Genomic DNA, 22,412 nt, shown 5'->3' with positions numbered 1-22,412 from the left:
AGGCGGGTAGTCTAGTGCCGGGGCGTTCTCCCTGCAACCTTTACCCCTCTGGATAAACATTTAACTATGAATTTTCTTGCACATTTGCATCTCGCTCACCTTGCCGACAGTTCGCTTTCCGGCAATCTGCTGGCCGATTTTGTCCGGGGTAATCCGGAAACGCACTACTCGCCTGATGTGGTAGAAGGCATCTTCATGCATCGTCGTATCGACGTGATGACAGATAACCTGCCGCAGGTGCGTGAAGCCAAAGAATGGTTTCGTAGCGAAACGCGCCGCGTCGCGCCGATTACGCTGGATGTCATGTGGGATCATTTTCTGTCGCGCCACTGGTCGGAGATCTCCCCTGACTTCCCGCTTACGGACTTTGTGCGCTATGCCCGTACCCAGGTAACCACTATTTTGCCGGAATCGCCGCCACGCTTTATCAATCTGAATAACTATATATGGTCAGAGAAATGGCTTGAGCGCTACCGGGACATGGATTTTATCCAGAACGTCCTGAACGGCATGGCCAGCCGCCGTCCACGGCTCGATGCCCTACGCGACTCATGGTATGACCTCAATACGCATTACGATGCGTTAGAAGAACGATTCTGGCAGTTTTATCCGCAAATGATGGACCAGGCGCGGCGTAAAACCCTTTGATTGCAACCCGCATTCCCCGCCGGATAAGCCGTAGCCGTCATCCGGCAAAAGATTGATAGACAAAACCTGTCTCATTGATTGCCAGCGCCTCTTTGTCTTATTCACGAACACTCTCTATACTGGCCCGCGTTGCGTTCCAAAAACCCCTTAACATTGCAGGAGAATTATATGGTACTGGTAACTCGTCAGGCTCCGGATTTCACAGCAGCTGCGGTACTGGGTAGCGGTGAGATCGTTGAAAACTTCAACTTCAAACAGCATACCAACGGTAAAACTACCGTTCTGTTCTTCTGGCCGATGGACTTCACCTTCGTTTGCCCGTCTGAACTGATCGCATTCGACAAACGTTACGAAGAATTCCAGAAGCGCGGCGTTGAAGTTGTTGGCGTTTCCTTCGACTCTGAATTTGTCCACAACGCATGGCGTAACACCCCTGTCGACAAAGGCGGCATCGGTGCAGTGAAATACGCAATGGTTGCTGACATTAAACGCGAAATCCAGAAAGCCTACGGCATCGAGCACCCGGAAGCTGGCGTTGCTCTGCGCGGTTCTTTCCTGATCGACGCTAACGGCGTTGTTCGCCACCAGGTGGTTAACGATCTGCCGCTGGGTCGTAACATCGACGAAATGCTGCGCATGGTTGACGCGCTGCAGTTCCACGAAGAGCACGGCGACGTATGCCCGGCACAGTGGGAAAAGGGTAAAGAAGGTATGAACGCGTCTCCGGACGGCGTAGCAAAATACCTGACCGAGAACGTTTCCAGCCTGTAATTGGCATGAATCGACAAAAGGCCCGCTAGTGCGGGCCTTTTTCTGATGTCAGAACTCGGAATGCCCGATGGCGCTGCGCGTATTGGCCCTACGCGAGCAGACACTTGTTGTCTCATTATACGGCCGATGAATAATCGCATACAGGTACAAACCAAACGTTGAACATCAAGGCGCCGGCGGAACCGCATCCATTTGAACCTCCCAGGAATAATAGTCATCCTCAACCAACGTTTCTTTGATTTTTGACGCCAGCGCGACACTTCTCTCTATCTCTATTTTCGTCATTTGTAGCGGAATCAGATTTTTTAAGTTAACGTTGTTATATTCATTCAGAATATTTTCTTTATATCTTTCCGAAGCATGTCTTTTGTAACCTTCTTTATTAAAATAGATAAAGGAATCGTTAGCAATCATAGACCATGCATATGCCATTTCAATATCTCGTTTAACGCTAACACCATAAAAATAAAACTCACTCAATCTTATTTGTGCATACTGAGAACCGTGAATTCCACTCACCTTATAAGCAGAAAAACTATCTTCAAGCTCTTCTCTTGTTAAATTATCTATTCTGTTTTCCAGAGAATTTAGCTGCTTATTATTACTATCTTTATACGAAAAACCGGAAGGAAATAAAATGCAATCAGCCAGATAAGAATGGATATGATAGCCTCCCTTTATGGCATAACGAGTATAACGAATCAACCTTTTTCGTACATCTTGTGCTAACGGGTTGAAGGTCGAATTTGTCTCACCCGCACTCCATAAAAGGCCATTAGCAGCAAGCCTGCTCGCCAAGGGATACTGTAAATCAGCTAGTCGGGTGATAAATTCACTATAATTCATATTAAATACATCAGGCCGTCGAAGAGACAAACCATCATAACTCACTAATCTGTGAGCATTGCTCCTGATGAAATCATCTAAAACATCATCGTCACCAACTTCTTTCTGAATTCTGGCATACTGAATCATAGCATTTTTATCCCACAACCAGGCATGACGAATCAATTCAATAAGTTCTGTTTCATCCTCAATTTGTGGTATTTCTGGTGTTATAGCCTCTACCATTTTCCATGAATACTCAACTGTCCATAACTTATCTTGCGGAAGTAATGCGGCCGCGATGACATAATCCATATAAATTTCCTTTAGTCGCTATGAATGATATAATTTATCAACATCCAGAACATTCAAACAAAATTCAAATCATCATAGTTAAACACATCACTGGTAACGGTCCTATCTAACTTCTCACCATTTCGATATTTTCTGCATGGCCAGATCTGACCATCAACTAAGCTTTCATACTCTCTATCATTTGAAAATCGTTTCTTCACTTTACTTCCGGATTTATAGCCCCATAATAATAGCTCTTGCTTTCCAAACAAATCTATTACTACATAATCATTCACTGTTTTTCTATATTTGCAGTCTTCCAATCCGGGGCCATAGTTAAATGACGCATAAACCATTTGGCCAATAACATATGCTGATGATTCATGTCTGGAAAATGCGCGAGCAATACACTCCCCACCACTACGCTGATCTAAATCATCACTTTCATATCGACCAGATCGGCAACTATGTAATACCAAATAACCCTTTTCAGGATTCCAGATTAAATTTTCAAGAGATTCAACCACCTCAGCCGTAATATGCTCCCCCTTCTTAATTGATATCCTATCTGGATTGCTGTGAGCAAAAATATGAATTTCACACAAATCATATTTAGGTTGACCTGATTTATTTAGCTTGCAAATATCATAGAATATCGCGGTCCAAATTTTTTCGAAGTCGGCCAAACTCTTGAAGATCATCGGTCCTTTTACTTCACCTTTGGGATACTTAGATTCAAGCCGCTTTTTCTTGAATTCCGCCGCTTTCAACATCTCGGCACCACCGTGTCCACCATAGGCTATCATCACGTCATATCGAATAGGTCGTGAAATTGCAACATGAACAACATTGGGTTCACCATTGTCATTTGATCTTCTGGTTTTTCCTAAAGATATATCATTTACTGGCATTTCAGCTCCTACAATTACAATTACAATTACAATTACAATTACAAATGCTTTACTATCCAACTAAACGCGTCACCAATAATATTCATTTAATTAATAACAACTCATTATTGTAATTAATCACGCATTATTTTAACTTATGGTTAGTAATATTGTGTGAGCTACCTTCATATTTTGATTGATTTAATTATGCAATCAAGCTTTGATAGCCAATAATAAAAAATAAAATTTACACTTTACAAACAATACAAATAATCATAAGAACTACATTCTTACATTGAAAATATAACTATGTTGGTGCGGATAGAGAAGATCACACGGCCCCGGCTTTACGCCGTAGTAAGAATGGCATAGCGACCTTTAGGAAGATGGTTTTGTGGCAACCGTAGACAATTGGCTGTAGCAAAGCGAAATGCAGATGTATGAACCCCATTGCCTGATGGCACTCAGCATAGCAGGCTTACAAGGATTATCTAACTTATCGAAGTTGCGATTCTTTGTTGGCCGGATAAGACGCAAAGCGTCACCATCCGGCATTAAAAACGTTACAGTCAGAACGCGAAACAGGAACAGCCAAGCGCGCCCCAGAAAGCCCGGTCATCTGACACCGGAATGCCTGATTGACGCGCAATATCATGCTGATGACCGTGTACGCCACAGCTACCACAGCACTGATGCATCTGCACCATTGCGCCAATTTTTGCCGCAGCAGGCGGCGCTGAGCGATAGTGCCCCGGCACCTTCACCACCGGCGACCAGTCCGGCACAACCGGGATGGCTGGTGGTGCCAGCTGGGTGAAATGCCCTGCCGCATACACGACTTTGCCATCGACAATGGTCATCACTGACTCAATGCCTTTGATCTCTTCTTCCGCCACGTTGAAGTAATCTTTAGACAGCACCACCAGGTCGGCCAGTTGATCTTTCTCGATTCGCCCTTTCTTACCCTGCTCGCTGGAGAACCAGGCGCTGCCAGCGGTCCACAGTTCCAGCGCCACGTCACGCGGCAAGCGGTTGTTATCATCGTACATCGCCATACCGCCAACAGTGCGGCCCGAAACCAGCCAGTAGAGCGCTGTCCACGGATTGTAGCTGGCCACACGGGTGGCGTCAGTCCCCAGCCCTACCGGAACTTCAGCCGCCAGCATTTTCGCCACCGGCGGCGTGTGTTTGACCGCATCTTTGCCATAACGCTCGACAAAATATTCGCCCTGGAACGCCATTCGGTGCTGAACAGCAATCCCGCCGCCCAGCGCTTTAACGCGCTCGATATTCCGTTCAGTAATGGTTTCGGCATGATCGAAGAACCAGTGCAGGCCATTGAACGGGATATCACGATTCACCTTCTCAAACACGTCCAACATGCGGCTGATAGATTCATCGTAGGTGGCGTGCAGGCGGAACGGCCAGCGGTGCTCCACCAGGTGTCGCACCACGCGCTCCAGCTCATCTTCCATACCCTCCGGCAAGTCCGGGCGCGGCTGGAGAAAATCTTCAAAATCCGCTGCCGAAAAAACCAGCATTTCCCCGGCCCCATTGGCGCGGTAGAAGTCGGTCCCCTGCCCCGGTTTGAGCATATCGGTCCAACGTTCAAAGTCTTCCAGTTCCTGTTTTGGACGCTGGGTAAACAGGTTGTAGGCAATACGCACCGTCATCTGCTTGTTGGCGTGTAACTGCTCAATGATCTCGTAATCTTCCGGATAGTTCTGGAAGCCGCCGCCCGCATCGATGGCGCTGGTCAGCCCCAGGCGGTTCAGTTCACGCATAAACTGGCGGGTCGAGTTAACCTGCATTTCCAGCGGCAGTTTGGGTCCTTTTGCCAGCGTCGAATAAAGGATCATGGCGTTTGGTTTAGCGATCAACATCCCGGTCGGGTTGCCGTTGCTATCACGCACAATCTCACCGCCCGCCGGATCCGGCGTCGCTTTGGTGTAGCCAACGGCTTTCAGCGCAGCGCGGTTCAGCAAAGCCCGGTCGTAGAGATGCAGAACAAAAACCGGGGTATCCGGAGCAGCTTCATTCAGTTCTTCCAGGGTTGGCATGCGACGTTCGGCAAACTGGAATTCGCTCCAGCCGCCCACCACGCGTACCCATTGCGGCGACGGCGTTCTGTCCGCCTGGTCTTTGAGCATACGTAGGGCGTCCGCCAGCGACGGCACGCCTTCCCAACGTAATTCCAGGTTGTAATTCAGTCCACCACGAATAAGGTGCAGGTGCGAATCGTTCAGGCCCGGGATCACCGTATGTCCTTGCAGATCGACAACCTGCGTCCCTTCGGCAGCAAAGCTCATTACCCGCTCGTGGCTACCGGTCGCCAGGATCTTTCCGTTGGCAATCGCCACCGCCTCGACCTGCGGGCGTTGCCTATCGAGAGTATGAATTTTTCCGTGAGTCAGAATCAGTGTGGCAGTTTGAGACATAACAATCTCCTGAGATACCGGTCAGGCTTTTTTCAGCCATCCGGCAAACAGACGGGTTACGATGGGCATCCAGAACCAGACCACCAGCGCAACCACACAGGCATCATTGATGAGATGCAGGAGTAACGAGCCCTTCATTGCAGGCAGCACAATGCCGGTCAACCACGGCACCAGATTGGTGCTAGGAAATATCACCAGCAGGGTTATCAGAAACTGTTTCCAGCGTTTGGGCTGGCGTACATGGGGCGCTGGTGGCGTAAACCAGAATGCCGCTTCGGTACGAATTTCGGTTTTATCACCTTCCGCCAGCAGTGGGGCAATCTCTTCCACCAGCACACGGCGCGTATCGGACTGGGTCCAGTTATACAGATGCTCAAGCGTGTCGAAGCGAATAATGATATTCCACAGGTTGTCGCCATCCGCAGGGCGAATCACGTTCGCCCCGAGATGACCGGGAAACTCGGCCGCCACCGGCATAATTTTCCCCAGCCATTGCTCATACCGCTGCGCCTGCTCAGGCAGCAGGGTGTGGGTAATCACCAACGTCACATGTTTGTTCTGCGCCATGAAGGGTTCCTTGTTGAGAGGAAACAGGCCGCTTAGGCCAGGAAAGCAATACACAAAATCATTCATGGTGCATCGAGGCGGCAAGGTTGTGGATCCCCGGGAGCTTTCATAAGTAAGTGACCGGGGTACGCAAGCGAAGCCAACAAAGATGCAACATGAAGGATGACGTGTATTTAGGCTTTACGTTCTGGCGCGCCATGCACCATGGTATAGGCATAATCCACGCCCATACCGTAGGCACCGCTGTGCTCGCGTACCAGATCCATGACGGCGTCGTAGGTTTCTTTGCGAGACCAGTCGCGCTGGTACTCAAGAAGAACCTGTTGCCAGGTTACGGGTACGGCACCAGCCTGTACCATGCGGTCGATAGAACGCTCATGGGCATCCACGGACGTGCCGCCGGAAGTGTCGGTCACCACATATACTTCATAACCCGCTTCCAGCGCCATCAGTGCCGGGAAAGTCAGGCAGACTTCGGTCCACAGCGCGGAGATAATCAGTTTTTTACGCCCAGTCGCTTCCACGGCCTTCACAAACGCCGCATCTTCCCAGGAGTTCATTGAGGTGCGTTCAATGGGTTTTACATCAGGATGAACCGCTAACAATTCTGGCCAGATATATCCGCTAAAACTTTTCGTTTCTACAGAAGTATAAATCACCGGAACATTGAATATTTTTCCGGCTTTCGCTAATGCCACGGTATTATTTTTTAAAGTCTGGCGATCGATATTCGCTACACCAAATGACATTTGCGGCTGATGATCAATAAAAATAAGCGTAGAGTTTTGAGGGTCAATCAGTTCCCGAATAGACATATCACACCTTCTTAATCAATAAGTTAAAAGGCAACGGTCTGTATCTGCCGTCAGCAGCAGGATCCTGAATCAGAAAGCTTGTTGAGTATAGCGGGAAATTTCTAACGAGTTATTAAAGAAAACTTACCATCCTGTGAAACTATTAATTCTGTGTTGCGATATATCCTAAACAACATCAAAAAAATACGCATGATTCATCTAATTTATTCACTGGCATTGTTTTTCTTCATTCGGTACAACAGAAGGGTTTAATTTTCAGGAGCTTTTCTGCTTATGCGCATTAATCTGGATGTTTTGCTTATTCTCGACGCACTCGACAAACAGGGTTCATTTGCCGCGGCGGCCGAATCGCTGTTTAAAACGCCTGCGGCACTCAGCTATATGATTCAAAAGCTGGAAAGCGACCTGAATATCGAGTTGCTTGACCGTTCCGGACACCGGGCTAAATTTACCGACACCGGACAGATGATGCTGGAAAAGGGACGTTTATTGCTAAGTGCGGCAAAAGATCTCGAAAAACAGGCGGTACAGCTGAGTTCAGGCTGGGAAAAAGAGCTGGCGATTGCGCTGGACGACTCCTTTCCTTTCGCCTCGCTGTTACCCATTATCGATGAATTTCACGCGCTGAATAAGCAAACCCGCCTCAGTTTTACCCATCATACGCTGGCGGGTTCCTGGGAGGAGCTGACCCATAATGGAGCAGATATTATTCTGGGGGCGATTAATGAACCACCAACGTCAGCGGCCTGGTCCTACAAAATGCTCGGTACATTGGACAACGTATTTGTCGTGGCACCTGAGCATCCGCTGGCCGCAGCACCTGATGGCCTGACCAACGAGCAGTTGTGCCTGCATCGGGCGATTGTTATCAGCGACAGCGCCCGCTTCTGTCATCCGTTACAAACCAATCTGATGGAGGAGCAGGCGCAGATCCGTGTCGATGACTTCCACAGTAAAGTGATGCTACTGCGAGCCGGCATGGGCTGCGGATTTCTCCCCCGCCATATTGCCAGCCCGTGGCTTGCTACGGGCGAGCTGGTGGAAAAAACGGTTATCTCATTTCGCCAAAAAGACGTGGCCTATATGGCATGGCGTAATAACCGTGATGGGCTGGCGCAGCGCTGGTGGCGAGACGCGCTGCTGGCAAGCCCGGCGATTGCGCACTTATATCAATGACCTGACCATACCGAGGCGGAAATCGCCGGCAACGTCAGGATATCGTCGGCAAGCACACCTGTGCCCTCTTTGTGCTGCCAATGACTCACGCTCAGTAATGGCGAGGCTGGCAGGACCACTTCACAAGCCTGGCCACGGTTAATCGCCACTAACACGCGCTGGCGGTTTAGCACCCGTACAAACACCACCACGTTATCCTCGGCGTAAATCACCTGACAACCACCGTGGCGTAGCGCCTGGCTCTGGTGGCGTAATTTTGCCAGCCGCTGGTACAACGCCAGCAGGTTAGCGTCCTGTTTTTCAGGCTGCCATGGGAAAGGTTTGCGGCAAAACGGATCGTTGTTGCCATCCAGCCCCACTTCGTCGCCGTAGTAAATACAGGGCACGCCAGGCCAGGTAAATAGCCACACCACCGCCAGCGGTAAACGTGCGACGTCTTTACCGAGCAGAGACTTAAAGCGAGCGGTATCGTGGCTGTCGAGCTGGTTAAACATGCGCAATTGCTGCTGATGCGACAACCCCGCGCGGTAGTTATCCATCCACGCCATGCAGGTCTGAGCGTCAATGGATTGTGGGTCGTATGAAATATCGGTATTGGCGAGGAATCCCCAGAGAGGGAAAGTAAAACCGCGATAGTTCATGGCGGCATCTTCCGCGTCGGCCTGCAACCACTGGCGAGCATCGCCAAAATGTTCACCCACCACATACGCCTCTGGCTGGGTTTCTTTTGCCGCCTGCGTAATGCCGGCCACGTGTTGTAGGTTGTTACGTGCGCCTCCTGCTTCTCCCAGCATGTGCACCACATCAAGACGCCAGCCGTCCATACTCCACGGCGCTTTCAGCCAGTGACGGACGATACTGTCTTCGCCGCGATAAATTTCATTTACCAGGCTTTCCGAAGAAAAGTCCAGCTTGGGCAGGCTGGAATACCCCAGCCAGTCGAGCGCAACGCCGTCGGCTGAGAAATGATACCAGTCGCGCCAGGGGGATTCTGAGTTATGGCACGCCCCATCCGTTCCCCTACTATGCCGGTCAAACCAGGCGTGCGAATCGCCGCTATGGTTAAAAACACCGTCCAGAATCAAGCGCATGCCCTGCTGTTGGGTGTTGTGCCGCAGGCGTAGCAGCGCCGTGTCGCCGCCAAATTGCGGATCAACATGACGGTAATCTTCGGTATCGTATTTATGCACGCTCGGCGCGGTAAACACAGGATTCAGGTACAGCGCCGTGACCCCTAACGTTTTCAGGTACGGTAGCTTTTCGCTGATGCCGTCCAAATCACCACCATAGAACGTGGAGCCACCGGCCTGAGCCGTAAGCGGTTCGTCCCATTCGCGCCGCACGATGTCGTGCCCGGCCGCGTGGTGATAATAGACGTTATCCTGGCCCGCTTCACGCGACTGGCTGCGGGCAAAACGGTCCGGGAAAATTTGGTAAAAGACCTGGTCAGCAACCCACTGCGGACCGTTATCCGGCACATCGACGGCAAACTGCTCCAGACGCGCAGGCGGAAAACGGCTGAATCCCTGTGGGGTGAACCACAACTGACGATCGAGCCAAAGTAATTTAAAGCTATAGCGTCGACGAGGCTGCCCGCTGGAGAGATCGATCGCCGCTCGCCACGCGGTCACACCCGGCTGCGGCTGGCTGCGCTGCTTGTGCATAGCTAGCGAAATCTCTTCGTTATCGTTTTCTGCGCGTAGCGTCACCCGCTGGGGGGGATTTTCCCCCGCCAGCCATAATGTAATCGTCAGTTGATCTTTGTTTTGCTTAACAAATGGGGCAACCGGAAGGTGCCAGGCGTTCAACATCACGTATCCCCTTTGATGATAATGACGTCACCTTGCCATAGCGAAGTGCAGGATCACTCATCATCTTAACGTTTATTGGGGGAGGAGTTCGGGGGAGGAGAAAATTGCCGGGTAACGCAAAGCTACCCGGCAAAAATATTACTGTGCTTCAGCCAGTTGGCGCTCTCGACGGCGCTTGAATCCCCAGCCGACCAGCAGCAGGACAATCCACGCAAAGCCGACGTACAGCGAAATGCGGGTATCCGGATGATAGCCGATAAGCGCGATGATAAAGACCAGGAAAATCAGGCCAACAATGGTCGTCGTTACCCCACCCGGTACTTTAAATTTCAGCGCTTTGACCTCTTCTGGCGGCAGACGACGACGGAAAGCAATCTGTGACAGCAGGATCATAATCCACACCCAAACCGTGGCGAACGTTGCCAAAGAGGCGATCACCAGGAAGACGTTTTCCGGCATGATGTAGTTAAGATAAACCGCAAACAGCAGCGCAATGGTCATCACCATCACCGTAACCCACGGCACGCCACGACGCGACGTCTTGGCAAACATTTTTGGGGCACTGCCCTGCTCCGCCATGCCGTGTAGCATACGTCCCACACCGAAGACGTCAGAGTTAATCGCCGACAGCGACGCAGTCAGAACCACAAAGTTGAGGATCCCGGCAGCAAAGGTAATGCCCATATGCTGGAACGTCATAACGAACGGGCTACCGTCGGTACCCACCTGGTTCCACGGGTAGATAGACATAATGACGAACAACGTCCCCACATAAAACACCAGGATACGCATTGGTACGGAATTGATAGCGCGCGGAATAGATTTTTCCGGGTCTTTGGCTTCGCCTGCGGTAATCCCGATAATCTCAATCCCGCCGTAAGCGAACATCACCATTTGCAGCGACATCACCATGCCGAGCCAGCCGTTGCTGAAGAAGCCACCGTTGCTCCATAAGTTATGGATACCGGTCGGTTGCCCGCCGTTGCCAATCCCCCAAATGATGATACCGAAACCGGCGACAATCATGATGATAATGGTGGCGACTTTAAAGAACGAGAACCAGAACTCCAGCTCGCCAAACACCTTCACGCTCATCAGGTTGATGGCGCAGATAATCAGCACTACGCTGAGTACCCAAATCCAGTGCGGTACGGCCGGGAACCAGACGCCCATGTAAATACCAAAGGCAGTCACATCGGCAATGGCGACAATCAGGATTTCAAAACAATAGGTCCAGCCGGTGATATAGCCTGCCAGCGGTCCGAGGTTTTCCTGCGCATAGCGCGAGAAGGAGCTGGCTGCAGGGTTATGAACAGACATTTCGCCCAGCGCGCGCATAATAATATACGCCGCTACGCCGCCGATAATATAGGCCAGCAACACGCTTGGCCCCGCCATTTTGATGGCATCGGCCGAGCCATAGAACAACCCGGTACCAATTGCTGAACCTAATGCCATAAAGCGGATGTGCCGGGTGCTCAGCCCACGCTTTAGCTTGTTATTACTTTCCATCGATTCCTAACCTGTTAACACAATAAAAAAACCACGGGGCCATGTTAATAGCCCCGTGGTTAAAACTTATTGTCAGTGATATTAGTGTGCGCTGGAGGTCACTTGTCGACCCGCGGCGCGATCCCAGATAACTGCCAGGACCACCATCACGACTGTTGGCATCAACCACGCCAGCCCCTGCTCCGCCAGCGGTAAACGCTGGGTCCAGGCCGGTAACACGTCGCCAATTGCAGAAGCTTTAATGCCATCAAGGATACCAAAAATCAGGCTGATAAACATCGCAGGTGCAATGACGCGGGAAGAATTATGCCACCATGAGCGGGTAAAGCTTAATACAACCAGTGCGATACATGGCGGATAGATAGCCGTCAGCACCGGAATAGAAATCTGAATCAGATGGCTCAGACCCAGGTTAGAAACCACCATCGAGAAGCCGCCGAGGATAAATACCAGCGTACGATAAGACAGTGGAACGTACTGGGCAAAGAACTCTGCGCACGCACAGGTCAAGCCAACCGCGGTGACCAGACAGGCGATGAAAATCAGCGCCGCCAGCAGGAAGCTTCCTGCACCGCCAAAGGTGTGCTGAACATACGCATGCAGAATCGCCGCGCCGTTAGCAGACTGATCGACCAGAATCGCGCTATCTGAACCCAGACGGAACAGCGCGAGATACAGCAGCGTTAAGCCCACACCCGCCATTAAACCCGCCCAAACGGTGTAACGGGTCAGCAGACGCGCTTCAGTAACACCACGCGAGCGAGCGGCGTTAACGATAACAATACCAAACACCATCGCGCCCAGCGTATCCATGGTCAGATACCCGTTCACGAAACCATTAGAAAATGCCGCAGTTTGGTAGGCTTCCATCGCATTACTGATCGGGCCTGCTGGCCAGACGATTGCGGCGACAGACAGAACCACCAGCGCCAGGATTTTCAGCGGCGCCAGGAAATTACCCACCGTATCCAGCAGTTTGCCCGGATACAGCGAAACCAGAATCACAATCGCGAAATAGATAACGCTATAGATAAACAGCGGCAGCGCAGAGTCTCCGGTCAGCGGTGCAATCCCGACTTCGAAAGAGACCGTCGCGGTACGCGGGGTAGCAAATAACGGCCCAACGGCCAGATAGCAAACAGTCGCCAGTAGCAGACCAGCAACTTTACCGATAGGTGTGCTCAGTCGGTCCACACCACCACCGACTTTCGCCAGCGCGACAACGGTAAGTACCGGCAGGCCAACGGCGGTAATCAAAAAGCCAAAAGCCGCAGTCCAGACGTGTTCACCTGCCTGCAAACCAACCATTGGGGGGAAGATGATGTTACCTGCACCAACGAACAGTGCAAATGTCATAAATCCCAAAGCGATAATATCGCGCGATTTTAACTGATGGGTCATAAAGTCTTACTGCCTGTGGATGTGGTGTTGAAAATAGTAAATTTTTGCCTTTCCCTGGGGGACAATACAGCGGCATTTTTGCTCAATTCCAGCGGGAAACACTCCCGACCTGGCGCGGCGAAGAATAGTTTTTCGATTTACCGCGTAAATGCAGTCGGTATGACAGCACCTGGAGCGCAATTTAAACGCTTATAACGTTTTAAAGCAAGGTGGGATCCAAAAACCAGAACAATATAGCGATATGAAAAATGAGGTTAGCACAAAACACCATTCCATGGAAAAAGGTATGGGTAATAGTTCGAACAAAAAACAATCAAACGTCGTAAAATTCAGGAGTCATATATTGACCGCATAGAAAAAGCCAGCTTGTGCTGGCTTTTGGAAAGATAATCTTACGAATGTGCTTTAACCGTTACTTTTGGCAATCAAACGTTCCGGGATCACGAAACTAAATCGCGTCCCTTTGCCTGGTTCGCTTTCGATATTCAAACGGCTGTCGTGATGATGCAGCGCATGTTTCACGATGGCAAGGCCCAACCCGCTACCGCCCGTTTGCCGCGATCGCGCCTTATCTACCCGATAAAAACGCTCGGTCAGGCGTGGAATATGCTCGGCGGCAATGCCTGGACCGTTGTCTTCCACACAAAACTCCGCTCCCGAGGCCACATGCCTCCAGCGTACGGTAATGTGCGTTCCCGCAGGGGTGTGGTTCACCGCGTTATAGACGAGATTCGAGATAGCGCTACGCAACTGCTCCTCGTTGCCCCGCACGTTCAGGCTGTTATCGACATCAAAGGTAAACGTATGTTTATGCTGGCTCAGGGTTTGCGCTTCGTGCTCGATCACGCGCAGCATCATGGGCACATCGACTTTCTCATTCAGTTGCAACGTCGGAGCAGCTTCAATTTTTGACAGCGTCAGCAGCTGTTTCACCAGGCCTTCCATACGGTACGTTTGTTCGCGCATGGTATGCAGCGCTTTTTCGCGCGTTGTCCCTTCCAGCGGATGCTCCTGCATCATTTCCAGATAACCTTGCAGCACCGTCAGCGGTGTGCGCAGCTCATGGCTGGCGTTGGCGAAAAAGTTTCGCCGTGAACCTTCCAGTTGGTGCATCTGGGTAACGTCGCGCGCCACCATCAGCAGTTGCTTATCCGTGTAGGGCATCACGCGAATTTCCAGATGCCGTCCGGTATTGAGCACCAGATTGATAGGCCGGCTAAAGTCGCGCGTTTTCAGATATTGTGTGAATTCCGGGTATCGCAGCAGGTTAAGAATATTTTGCCCGCTATCGTCCGGCCAGCGCAGTCCCAGAACCTGCTGAGCCAGTCCGTTACACCAGAAGATACCGCCTTCTTCGGTGGTCAATACCACCGCGTCGGGTAGTGATTCCGCCCCGCTGCGAAAACGTTTGATCAGGTTACCCAGTTCTCGACGGCGTTTTTTGTTGCGCAGCTGCATTTGATGCAGCCCATATAACAACGGCTCCCAACTGCCTCGCCCCGGCGGCGGCGTCATGCTTCTGTCGACCCATAGCCACCAGGACAAACGTAATAGATTCCAGAAATGCCAGATAAGCAGGCCCGTTACCGACGCCAGTAAAAACCAGGGCAGGTAACCGAAAAAAGCGCTAAGGATAAATGCCGGTATGCAGCACAGGATCAGCTCCAGTACCAACCTTTTCCATGACAATCGTTCTAGCAAACGTCTTACTCCATAAACGGCCTAATCCATCAGGCCCTGATTCTTGTCAGTCAGAAGCGGGTCGAAAAACGATATCCCGTCCCGCGAACTGTCTGCACCATTCGATCGTGTCCGCTGTGCTCCAGCGCTTTACGTAAGCGGCGGATATGCACATCCACTGTCCGGTCTTCCACGTAGACATTGGTTCCCCAGACATGATTGAGGAGTTGTTCACGGCTGTAGACGCGCTCAGGGTGGGTCATAAAGAAGTGCAACAGTTTGAATTCGGTCGGCCCCATATCCAGCGGATCCTCGCCGGTCATCACGCGATGCGAGGTCGGATCAAGGCTTAGCCCCTGCATCTCAATAACCTCTTCCACCGCCATCGGTGAAATACGACGCAGAACCGCTTTAATACGCGCCACCAGCTCCTTGGGAGAAAACGGCTTGGTAATATAATCATCCGCACCGGTTTCCAGACCCCGGACGCGGTCTTCCTCTTCACCTCTCGCCGTCAGCATCATCACGGGGATATCCCGCGTCATAGCTTCGCGCTTGAGATGTTTAATAAACTGCAGACCCGAGCCGCCGGGAAGCATCCAGTCAAGCAGGACGAGGTCCGGCCAGGGTTCATTGAGTTGGTTCACAGCACTGTCATAGTCTTCGGCTTCTACGGGGTGAAAACCGTTTTGCTCGAGCACGAAGCAGACCATTTCACGAATTGGAGCTTCATCTTCTACGACCAGAATACGTCTCGCCATGATTTGCCCTGTTTATAATTAAATCGTTTGCCATCAATACGGTGCCATTATGCGTCAGTTTTATGACAGATTTATGAAAAGATAGCCCAGGTTTAACGCAGCCCGGCGAATTATGACAGCCCGGAGACAAGATATTACCGTCCTTGAAAGGTTATAATCCCCACCACTGTTTTATCGTCATGGAACTCTTATGCGCATCCTTCACACGTCTGACTGGCATCTGGGCCAAAATTTCTACAGCAAGAGCCGTGCCGCTGAACATCAGGCCTTTCTCGACTGGCTGCTGGAAACGGCACAATCCCATCAGGTGGATGCCATTATTGTGGCGGGTGATATTTTCGATACCGGCTCACCGCCAAGCTACGCTCGTGAGCTGTATAACCGTTTTGTCGTTAATTTACAGCAAACCGGGTGTCATCTGGTGGTGCTGGCAGGCAACCACGACTCCGTCGCCACACTCAATGAATCCCGCGATATACTGGCGTTTCTCAACACCACGGTCGTTGCCAGCGCCGGCCATGCTCCGCAGGTACTGCCGCAACGCGACGGCACGCCGGGGGCAATTCTGTGCCCGGTTCCTTTTTTACGTCCACGCGACATCATTACCAGCCAGGCCGGGCTAACCGGGCAAGAAAAACAGCAACATTTGCTGTCAGCCATCACCGACTATTACCAGCAGCAGTATCAGGATGCCTGCACGCTGCGTGGTGATCAGAATCTGCCCATCATCGCGACCGGGCATTTGACCACCGTCGGCGCCAGTAAAAGTGACGCCGTCCGAGACATTTATATCGGTACGCTGGACGCCTTCCCTGCACAAAACTTCCCTCCGGCGGACTACATCGCGCTGGGCCATATTCACCGGGCGCAGGTTATCGGCGGCACGGAGCATATTCGCTACTGCGGCTCGCCGATCGCTCTCAGTTTTGACGAGTGCGGCAAAAACAAATGCGTGCATCTGGTGAGCTTTGAAGCAGGGAAACTCAACGCCGTCGAGAATCTCACCGTACCGGTCACCCAGCCGCTTGCGGTACTGAAAGGCGATCTCGCCGCCATTACCGCCCAGCTTGAGCAGTGGCGCAACGTACAGCAAGAGCCGCCTGTGTGGCTGGATATTGAAATTACCACCGATGACTATCTGCATGATATGCAGCGTAAAATCCAGACCTTGACCGAAGATTTACCGGTAGAGGTGTTATTGGTGCGCCGCAGTCGGGAACAGCGCGAACGTATTATGGCCAATGAACGTCGTGAAACATTAAGCGAGCTGAGCGTGGCGGAGGTTTTTGACCGCCGCCTGGCGCTGGAAGAACTCGAAGAACCGCAGCGCGAGCGGCTTAATCAGCTGTTTAGCGCAACCGTACAGACGCTTGCCGGGGAGGCTGAAGCATGAAAATTCTCAGCCTGCGCCTGAAAAACCTCAACTCCCTGAAGGGAGAATGGAAAGTCGATTTCACGGCAGAACCTTTTGCCAGCAACGGGCTGTTCGCCATCACCGGGCCCACAGGCGCGGGGAAAACCACCCTGCTGGACGCAATTTGCCTTGCGCTGTACCACGAAACGCCGCGCCTGAATACTGTGTCACAGTCGCAAAACGACCTGATGACCCGCGACACAGCGGAGTGTCTGGCCGAGGTGGAATTTGAAGTGCGGGGCGAAGCCTACCGCGCATTCTGGAGCCAGAACCGGGCACGCAACCAGCCTGAGGGCAACCTGCAGGTCCCGCGCGTAGAGCTGGCCCGGTGCGCCGACGGTAAAATCCTCGCCGATAAAGTCAAAGACAAGCTGGAGATGACCGCCGAGCTTACCGGGCTGGATTACGGTCGTTTTACCCGTTCCATGCTGCTCTCTCAGGGCCAGTTTGCCGCATTCCTTAATGCCAAACCAAAAGAGCGCGCCGAGCTGCTCGAAGAGTTAACCGGTACTGAGATCTACGGCCAAATCTCCGCTATGGTGTTTGAAAAGCACAAATCAGCGCGTACGGAGCTGGAAAAACTGCAGGCCCAGGCCAGCGGCGTGGCGCTGTTAGCGCCAGAGCAGGTGCACTCTCTGACAGAAAGTTTGCAGGTACTTACTGACGAAGAAAAACAATACCTTACCAGCCAACAAACCCAGCAACAGCACCTCAACTGGCTCATTCGGCAAAATGAGCTACAAACGGATATAAACCATCACCAGCAGGCATTACAGGCAGCACTTCAGGCGCAAGAAGACGCGCAGCCGCAGTTGGCGGCACTGAGTCTGGCACTGCCGGCCAGGGCGTTACGCCCGCACTGGGAGCGAATTCAGGAACAAACGGCTACTATCGAGCGTACGCGCCAGAAGATTCAGGAAGTGAATGCTCGCTTACAAAGCAGCTTAACGCTACGCGGGCGTATTCGTCAGCAGGCGCAAATGCAGTCGACCTTGATGCTAGCCGAACAACAGACGTTAACCGACTGGCTTAATGAGCATGATCGCTTCCGCTTATGGAGTAGCGAACTGGCAGGATGGAAAGCGCTGCTGGCCCAACAGTCCGACGCCAGCACCCAGCTACGCCAATGGCAGCAGCTGCGAGAGAACGACACGCGTAAGCTCAATGCACTAACGCTTCCCGCGCTGACCCTTTCGCCGCAGGAGGTAACGGATGCGCTGGCGCAACATGCGCAGCTTCGTCCATTACGCCAGCGGCTGAGCAATTTACACGGACAAATCACCCCGAAGCAAAAACAACTGGCACAGTTACGCGCCACGCTTGTACAGCGTCAACAAGAGTTGACCCAGCGCAACGCGGTGCTTGCCGAAAAACGTCAGCGCTATAAAGATAAAAATCAGCAACTTACCGATGTGAGAGTCATTTGCGAGCAAGAAGCCCGCATCAAAGATCTGGAAAGCCAACGGGCATTGTTGCAATCCGGCATGCCTTGCCCGCTATGCGGCTCCACCGCACATCCGGCGATTGAACGCTATCAAACGCTCGAACTGAGCGTGAATCAGACGCGGCGTGAGGCACTGGAAAAAGAGGTCAAAACGCTGGCCGATGAGGGTTCAACGTTACGCGGCCAGCTTGAGGCGATAACCCAGCAACTTCAGCGGGATGAACGCGAAGCACAGACGCTTTCTCAGGAGGAGCAAGCACTTACTCAAGAATGGCTGACCGTCACCGCCAGCCTCAACGTCACGCTGCAACCGCAGGATGACATTGCCCCGTGGCTGGCCGCTCAGGAAGAGCACGAACAACAGCTTCACCAGTTGAGCCTGCGTCATACCTTGCAGGCGCAAATCACCGCGCATACCGAGCAGATTACCCAGCTCCAGTTGCATATTGACCAGCGCCAGGCGACGCTAACCGCCGAGCTTTCCCGTTATGGTCTGGCCCTTCCGCCTGAGGATGACGTCGCCTCATGGCTAAGCGAACGGGCGAACGAAGCACGAATGTGGCAACAGCGTCAGAATGAACTGACCGAGTTACAGGCCCGGATTGCCCAGCTTGCGCCGCTGCTGGAAACGCTGCCTGAAACCGAGGCGCTTTCTGAAAACATTGAGGATTTGTCGCTGGAAAACTGGCGTCAGGTGCACGACGATTGCCTCTCTTTACAGGGACAGTGGCAAACCTTGCAACAGCAGGAGGCGCAGGACGTTCAGCGCGCCGCGGAAATCCAGGCGCAGTTTGATGCCGCATTGCAGGCCAGCATCTTTGCCGATCGCGACGCCTTTATTGCCGCCCTGCTGGACGAAGAGACCTTTAATCGCCTGGAGCAGTTGAAACAATCACTGGAAGGCCAGCGACAGCAGGCGCAAACGCTGGTTAATCAGGCCCTGCAGGCACTGGCGGCTCATCAACAGCAGCAACCAACAGAAGTGGATCTCACGCTGACGGCGCAGCATCTGCACGACGCGCTGGCGCAGCTCACCCAACTGCTACGCGATAACACTACTCGTCAGGGCGAAATTCGCCAGCAGCTCAAACAAGATGCTGAAAACCGCCAGCAGCAGCAGGCGCTGATGCAGGAGATTGAAAAAGTCGCGCAGCAGGTCGAAGACTGGGGGTATTTGAATGCGCTGATCGGCTCGAAAGAGGGAGATAAGTTCCGCAAATTTGCCCAGGGGCTGACGCTGGATAACCTCGTCTGGCTTGCCAACAACCAGTTAACCCGTCTGCACGGTCGCTATTTGTTGCAGCGCAAGGCCAGCGAAGCGTTAGAGCTGGAAGTGGTTGATACCTGGCAGGCCGATGCCGTACGTGATACGCGTACGCTTTCCGGCGGCGAGAGCTTCCTCGTGAGTCTGGCGCTGGCGCTGGCATTATCTGATCTGGTCAGCCACAAAACGCGGATTGACTCCCTGTTCCTCGACGAAGGTTTCGGCACGCTGGACAGCGAAACGCTGGATACCGCCCTGGACGCGCTGGATGCGCTCAACGCTACCGGTAAAACCATTGGCGTCATCAGCCACGTTGAAGCGATGAAAGAGCGCATTCCGGTACAGATCAAAGTGAAAAAAATCAACGGTCTGGGCTACAGCAAACTCGACAAAATGTTTGCGGTGGAGTAATCGGCCAGCGGATGTGGTGTCACAGGCCGGATAAGCGCTAACGCTATCCGGCACGCTAGGTAGCACAATATTGCATACTCAGGGACGGATATGAAATGGCATTCCACTTCACTTATCCGCAAGCTATCGCTATTGGCGGCGAACGTTCGTCGCTATGACGCATATCCTGCGTCTTTCTTGTTGGCAGGTGGTATGAAAAAAGTCATTTTCTCTTTAGCGCTCGGAACATTTGGGCTGGGCATGGCCGAGTTTGGCATCATGGGTGTCCTCACTGAGCTGGCGCGAGACGTGGGAATTTCCATTCCTGCCGCTGGCCATATGATTTCGTTTTACGCCTTTGGCGTAGTGCTGGGCGCGCCCATTATTGCGCTCTTTTCCAATCGCTTTTCGCTCAAACATATTTTGCTGTTTCTGGTCACCCTGTGCGTGATTGGCAACGCCATCTTCACCCTCTCTTCCTCGTATTTTATGCTGGCGGTGGGCAGGCTGGTTTCCGGCTTCCCTCATGGCGCATTTTTCGGCGTGGGCGCGATTATCCTGTCGAAGCTGGCCCGTCCGGGAAAAGTCACTGCCGCCGTCGCGGGCATGATTTCGGGGATGACCGTTGCCAATCTGGTTGGCATTCCCGTCGGCACCTGGCTAAGCCAGGAATTTAGCTGGCGCTACACGTTTCTGCTGATAGCCGTCTTTAATATCGCCGTAATAGTCTCGGTCGCTTTTTGGGTCCCCAACATTAGCGATGAGGCAAAAGGGAAACTGCGCGAACAATTTCACTTTTTGAAAAGCCCCGCCCCGTGGTTCATTTTTTCCGCCACCATGTTTGGGAACGCCGGGGTTTTCGCCTGGTTCAGCTACGTCAAACCGTACATGATGTATATCTCCGGCTTCTCCGAGGCGCTAATGACCTTCATCATGATGCTGGTGGGATTGGGAATGGTGTTGGGAAATCTGCTAAGCGGTAGGCTGTCAGGCCGTTATACGCCGCTGCGAATTGCGGTAATAACCGACTTCGTCATTGTGCTGGCTCTGCTGCTGCTCTTTGCCTTTGGCGGCATCAAAGCCGCGTCGCTGACCTTCGCTTTCATTTGCTGCGCGGGTCTGTTTGCTCTGTCGGCGCCGTTGCAAATTTTGCTGCTGCAAAATGCTAAAGGGGGAGAACTACTGGGCGCGGCTGGCGGGCAAATTGCCTTCAATCTCGGCAGCGCGATTGGCGCGTACTGCGGTGGCATGATGTTGACGCTGGGATTTACCTACAACTACGTGACGCTGCCGGCTGCACTGCTGTCGTTTTCTGCGATGTCCTCGCTGCTGCTCTATGGTCGCCTGAAGCGCGGCGTGCAACAACAGGTTGCACCCGCGACATAACAACCGTTTATACGTGCGGCCACAGCCAGGCCGCGCCACGCACGCCGCTGGAGTCACCGTGCAACGCCTTGCGTAGAGGCGTTTCACACTCGCCGCCAAAAACAAATTGCTTCATCAACGTCGGAACGTTTTGATACAGTCGATCGACATTGCTCATTCCGCCACCCAGCACAATGACGTCCGGATCGAGAATATTCACCACATGTGCCAGTGATTTCGCCAGACGAAGCTCATAGCGGCTCAACGCTTGCTCCGCAAGAGTATCCTGCGCATTAACAAGGCTGATAATTTCACTGCCTTTGAGCGGCTTACCGCTCAGGCGCTGGTAGTCGGTGGCAAAACCGGTACCGGAAATGAAGGTTTCAATGCAGCCTTGTTTGCCGCAATAACAAGGTACTTCCTGTCGAAAACGCAGCTCATCTTCGTCCATCCACGGCAGCGGATTATGCCCCCACTCGCCCGCGGTACCGTTACCGCCCGTGTGCGCCCGACCATTCAGCGCCACGCCTGCGCCACATCCGGTGCCGATAATCACCGCAAACACGGTTTGCGCCCCCGCCGCCGCACCATCCACCGCTTCAGAAACCGCCAGACAGTTGGCATCATTTGCCAACCGCACTTCGCGATTCAGACGCGCACTCAGGTCTTTGTCAAAAGGTTGCCCGTTAAGCCAGGTCGAGTTGGCATTCTTTACCACCCCGGTGTAGGGCGAGATTGAACCGGGAATGCCCATTCCAACGGTTCCCGTCTGCCCGGTGGCGTTTTCCGCCATCTCCACCAGCATGGCGATGGTTTCTATCGTTTGCCGATAATCATCACGCGGCGTGGGCAGGCGATGGCGAAAAAGCTGTTCGCCCGCATCGCCAAGCGCAATAACTTCCGTTTTCGTACCGCCCAAATCGATACCTATACGCACTGTTTGCTC

17 protein-coding genes are annotated in these 22,412 nt (G+C 52.5%); 6 read left to right on the top strand and 11 right to left on the bottom strand.

The window, feature by feature from the left end; genetic code table 11:
- Window positions 1-66: 66 nt before the first annotated feature.
- Both acpH and SK34_RS12620 read left to right on the top strand, forming a co-directional pair.
- On the top strand, window positions 67-648 hold the full coding sequence (gene acpH / locus SK34_RS12625) for an ACP phosphodiesterase (protein ID WP_016149694.1): 582 nt from the start codon (window positions 67-69) through the stop codon (window positions 646-648).
- Between the two features lie 168 nt (window positions 649-816).
- Window positions 817-1,419 carry a peroxiredoxin gene (locus SK34_RS12620; protein WP_003021524.1) on the top strand — a complete coding sequence of 201 codons (603 nt, stop codon included), beginning with the start codon at window positions 817-819 and terminating at the stop codon, window positions 1,417-1,419.
- Between the two features lie 165 nt (window positions 1,420-1,584).
- On the opposite strand, the gene SK34_RS12615 is transcribed toward SK34_RS12620, so the two are convergent.
- The 5 genes from SK34_RS12615 to SK34_RS12595 all read right to left on the bottom strand — a co-directional run bounded on the left by SK34_RS12615 (window position 1,585) and on the right by SK34_RS12595 (window position 7,248).
- On the bottom strand, window positions 1,585-2,559 hold the full coding sequence (locus tag SK34_RS12615; protein WP_048233177.1) for an SEL1-like repeat protein: 975 nt from the start codon (window positions 2,557-2,559) through the stop codon (window positions 1,585-1,587).
- 53 nt (window positions 2,560-2,612) lie between these two features.
- Window positions 2,613-3,449, bottom strand: coding sequence for a hypothetical protein (locus SK34_RS12610; RefSeq protein ID WP_048233176.1), 837 nt, complete (start codon window positions 3,447-3,449; stop codon window positions 2,613-2,615).
- Window positions 3,450-3,997: 548 nt separating this feature from the next.
- Window positions 3,998-5,866 carry an amidohydrolase gene (locus tag SK34_RS12605; RefSeq protein ID WP_048233174.1) on the bottom strand — a complete coding sequence of 623 codons (1,869 nt, stop codon included), beginning with the start codon at window positions 5,864-5,866 and terminating at the stop codon, window positions 3,998-4,000.
- A gap of 21 nt (window positions 5,867-5,887) precedes the next feature.
- Entirely contained in the window at window positions 5,888-6,433 is a 546-nt protein-coding gene (locus SK34_RS12600) for an antibiotic biosynthesis monooxygenase (RefSeq protein WP_003835991.1), read from the bottom strand.
- A 173-nt stretch (window positions 6,434-6,606) separates the two neighbouring features.
- Window positions 6,607-7,248: a hydrolase gene (locus SK34_RS12595; protein WP_003021513.1), complete on the bottom strand. Its 642-nt coding sequence runs from the start codon at window positions 7,246-7,248 to the stop codon at window positions 6,607-6,609.
- Between the two features lie 273 nt (window positions 7,249-7,521).
- Between SK34_RS12595 and SK34_RS12590 the strand changes: the two genes are divergently transcribed.
- On the top strand, window positions 7,522-8,424 hold the full coding sequence (locus SK34_RS12590; RefSeq protein ID WP_003835993.1) for a LysR family transcriptional regulator: 903 nt from the start codon (window positions 7,522-7,524) through the stop codon (window positions 8,422-8,424).
- Here SK34_RS12590 and malZ read toward each other — a convergent pair.
- The 5 genes from malZ to phoB form a co-directional block, all read right to left on the bottom strand.
- The gene (malZ, locus tag SK34_RS12585) at window positions 8,418-10,235 is read right to left on the bottom strand and encodes a maltodextrin glucosidase (protein ID WP_046669809.1); all 1,818 of its coding nucleotides are present in this window, start codon (window positions 10,233-10,235) and stop codon (window positions 8,418-8,420) included. The two genes, SK34_RS12590 and malZ, sit on opposite strands and share 7 nt — an antisense overlap.
- Before the next feature lie 138 nt (window positions 10,236-10,373).
- A complete protein-coding gene (gene proY / locus SK34_RS12580; protein WP_032948680.1) occupies window positions 10,374-11,747 on the bottom strand; it encodes a proline-specific permease ProY in 1,374 nt (457 codons plus the stop codon).
- 81 nt (window positions 11,748-11,828) lie between these two features.
- A complete protein-coding gene (gene brnQ, locus SK34_RS12575; RefSeq protein WP_003021501.1) occupies window positions 11,829-13,148 on the bottom strand; it encodes a branched-chain amino acid transporter carrier protein BrnQ in 1,320 nt (439 codons plus the stop codon).
- A 405-nt stretch (window positions 13,149-13,553) separates the two neighbouring features.
- Window positions 13,554-14,849 carry a phosphate regulon sensor histidine kinase PhoR gene (phoR, locus tag SK34_RS12570; protein ID WP_016149692.1) on the bottom strand — a complete coding sequence of 432 codons (1,296 nt, stop codon included), beginning with the start codon at window positions 14,847-14,849 and terminating at the stop codon, window positions 13,554-13,556.
- 50 nt (window positions 14,850-14,899) lie between these two features.
- Entirely contained in the window at window positions 14,900-15,589 is a 690-nt protein-coding gene (phoB, locus tag SK34_RS12565) for a phosphate response regulator transcription factor PhoB (protein ID WP_048233172.1), read from the bottom strand.
- A 190-nt stretch (window positions 15,590-15,779) separates the two neighbouring features.
- On the opposite strand from phoB, the gene sbcD reads away from it, so the two are divergent.
- The 3 genes from sbcD (at window position 15,780) to araJ (ending at window position 21,487) form a co-directional block, all read left to right on the top strand.
- Window positions 15,780-16,982 (top strand): exonuclease subunit SbcD, encoded by a 1,203-nt coding sequence (gene sbcD / locus SK34_RS12560; protein WP_048233170.1) that lies wholly within the window; start codon window positions 15,780-15,782, stop codon window positions 16,980-16,982.
- On the top strand, window positions 16,979-20,122 hold the full coding sequence (gene sbcC / locus SK34_RS12555; protein WP_048233168.1) for an exonuclease subunit SbcC: 3,144 nt from the start codon (window positions 16,979-16,981) through the stop codon (window positions 20,120-20,122). The genes sbcD and sbcC overlap by 4 nt, the downstream gene beginning before the upstream one ends.
- Before the next feature lie 192 nt (window positions 20,123-20,314).
- Window positions 20,315-21,487: an MFS transporter AraJ gene (gene araJ / locus SK34_RS12550; RefSeq protein ID WP_032950792.1), complete on the top strand. Its 1,173-nt coding sequence runs from the start codon at window positions 20,315-20,317 to the stop codon at window positions 21,485-21,487.
- A gap of 7 nt (window positions 21,488-21,494) precedes the next feature.
- Here araJ and mak read toward each other — a convergent pair whose 3' ends face one another.
- Window positions 21,495-22,403 (bottom strand): fructokinase, encoded by a 909-nt coding sequence (mak, locus tag SK34_RS12545; RefSeq protein WP_048233166.1) that lies wholly within the window; start codon window positions 22,401-22,403, stop codon window positions 21,495-21,497.
- Window positions 22,404-22,412 lie beyond the last annotated feature (9 nt).

The sequence above is a fragment of the Citrobacter sp. MGH104 genome, from assembly GCF_001034485.1.
GTDB lineage: Bacteria > Pseudomonadota > Gammaproteobacteria > Enterobacterales > Enterobacteriaceae > Citrobacter > Citrobacter freundii.
The sequence above is the reverse complement of the archived record's forward strand: the minus strand, read 5'-3'. Positions and strand labels throughout refer to the sequence as shown.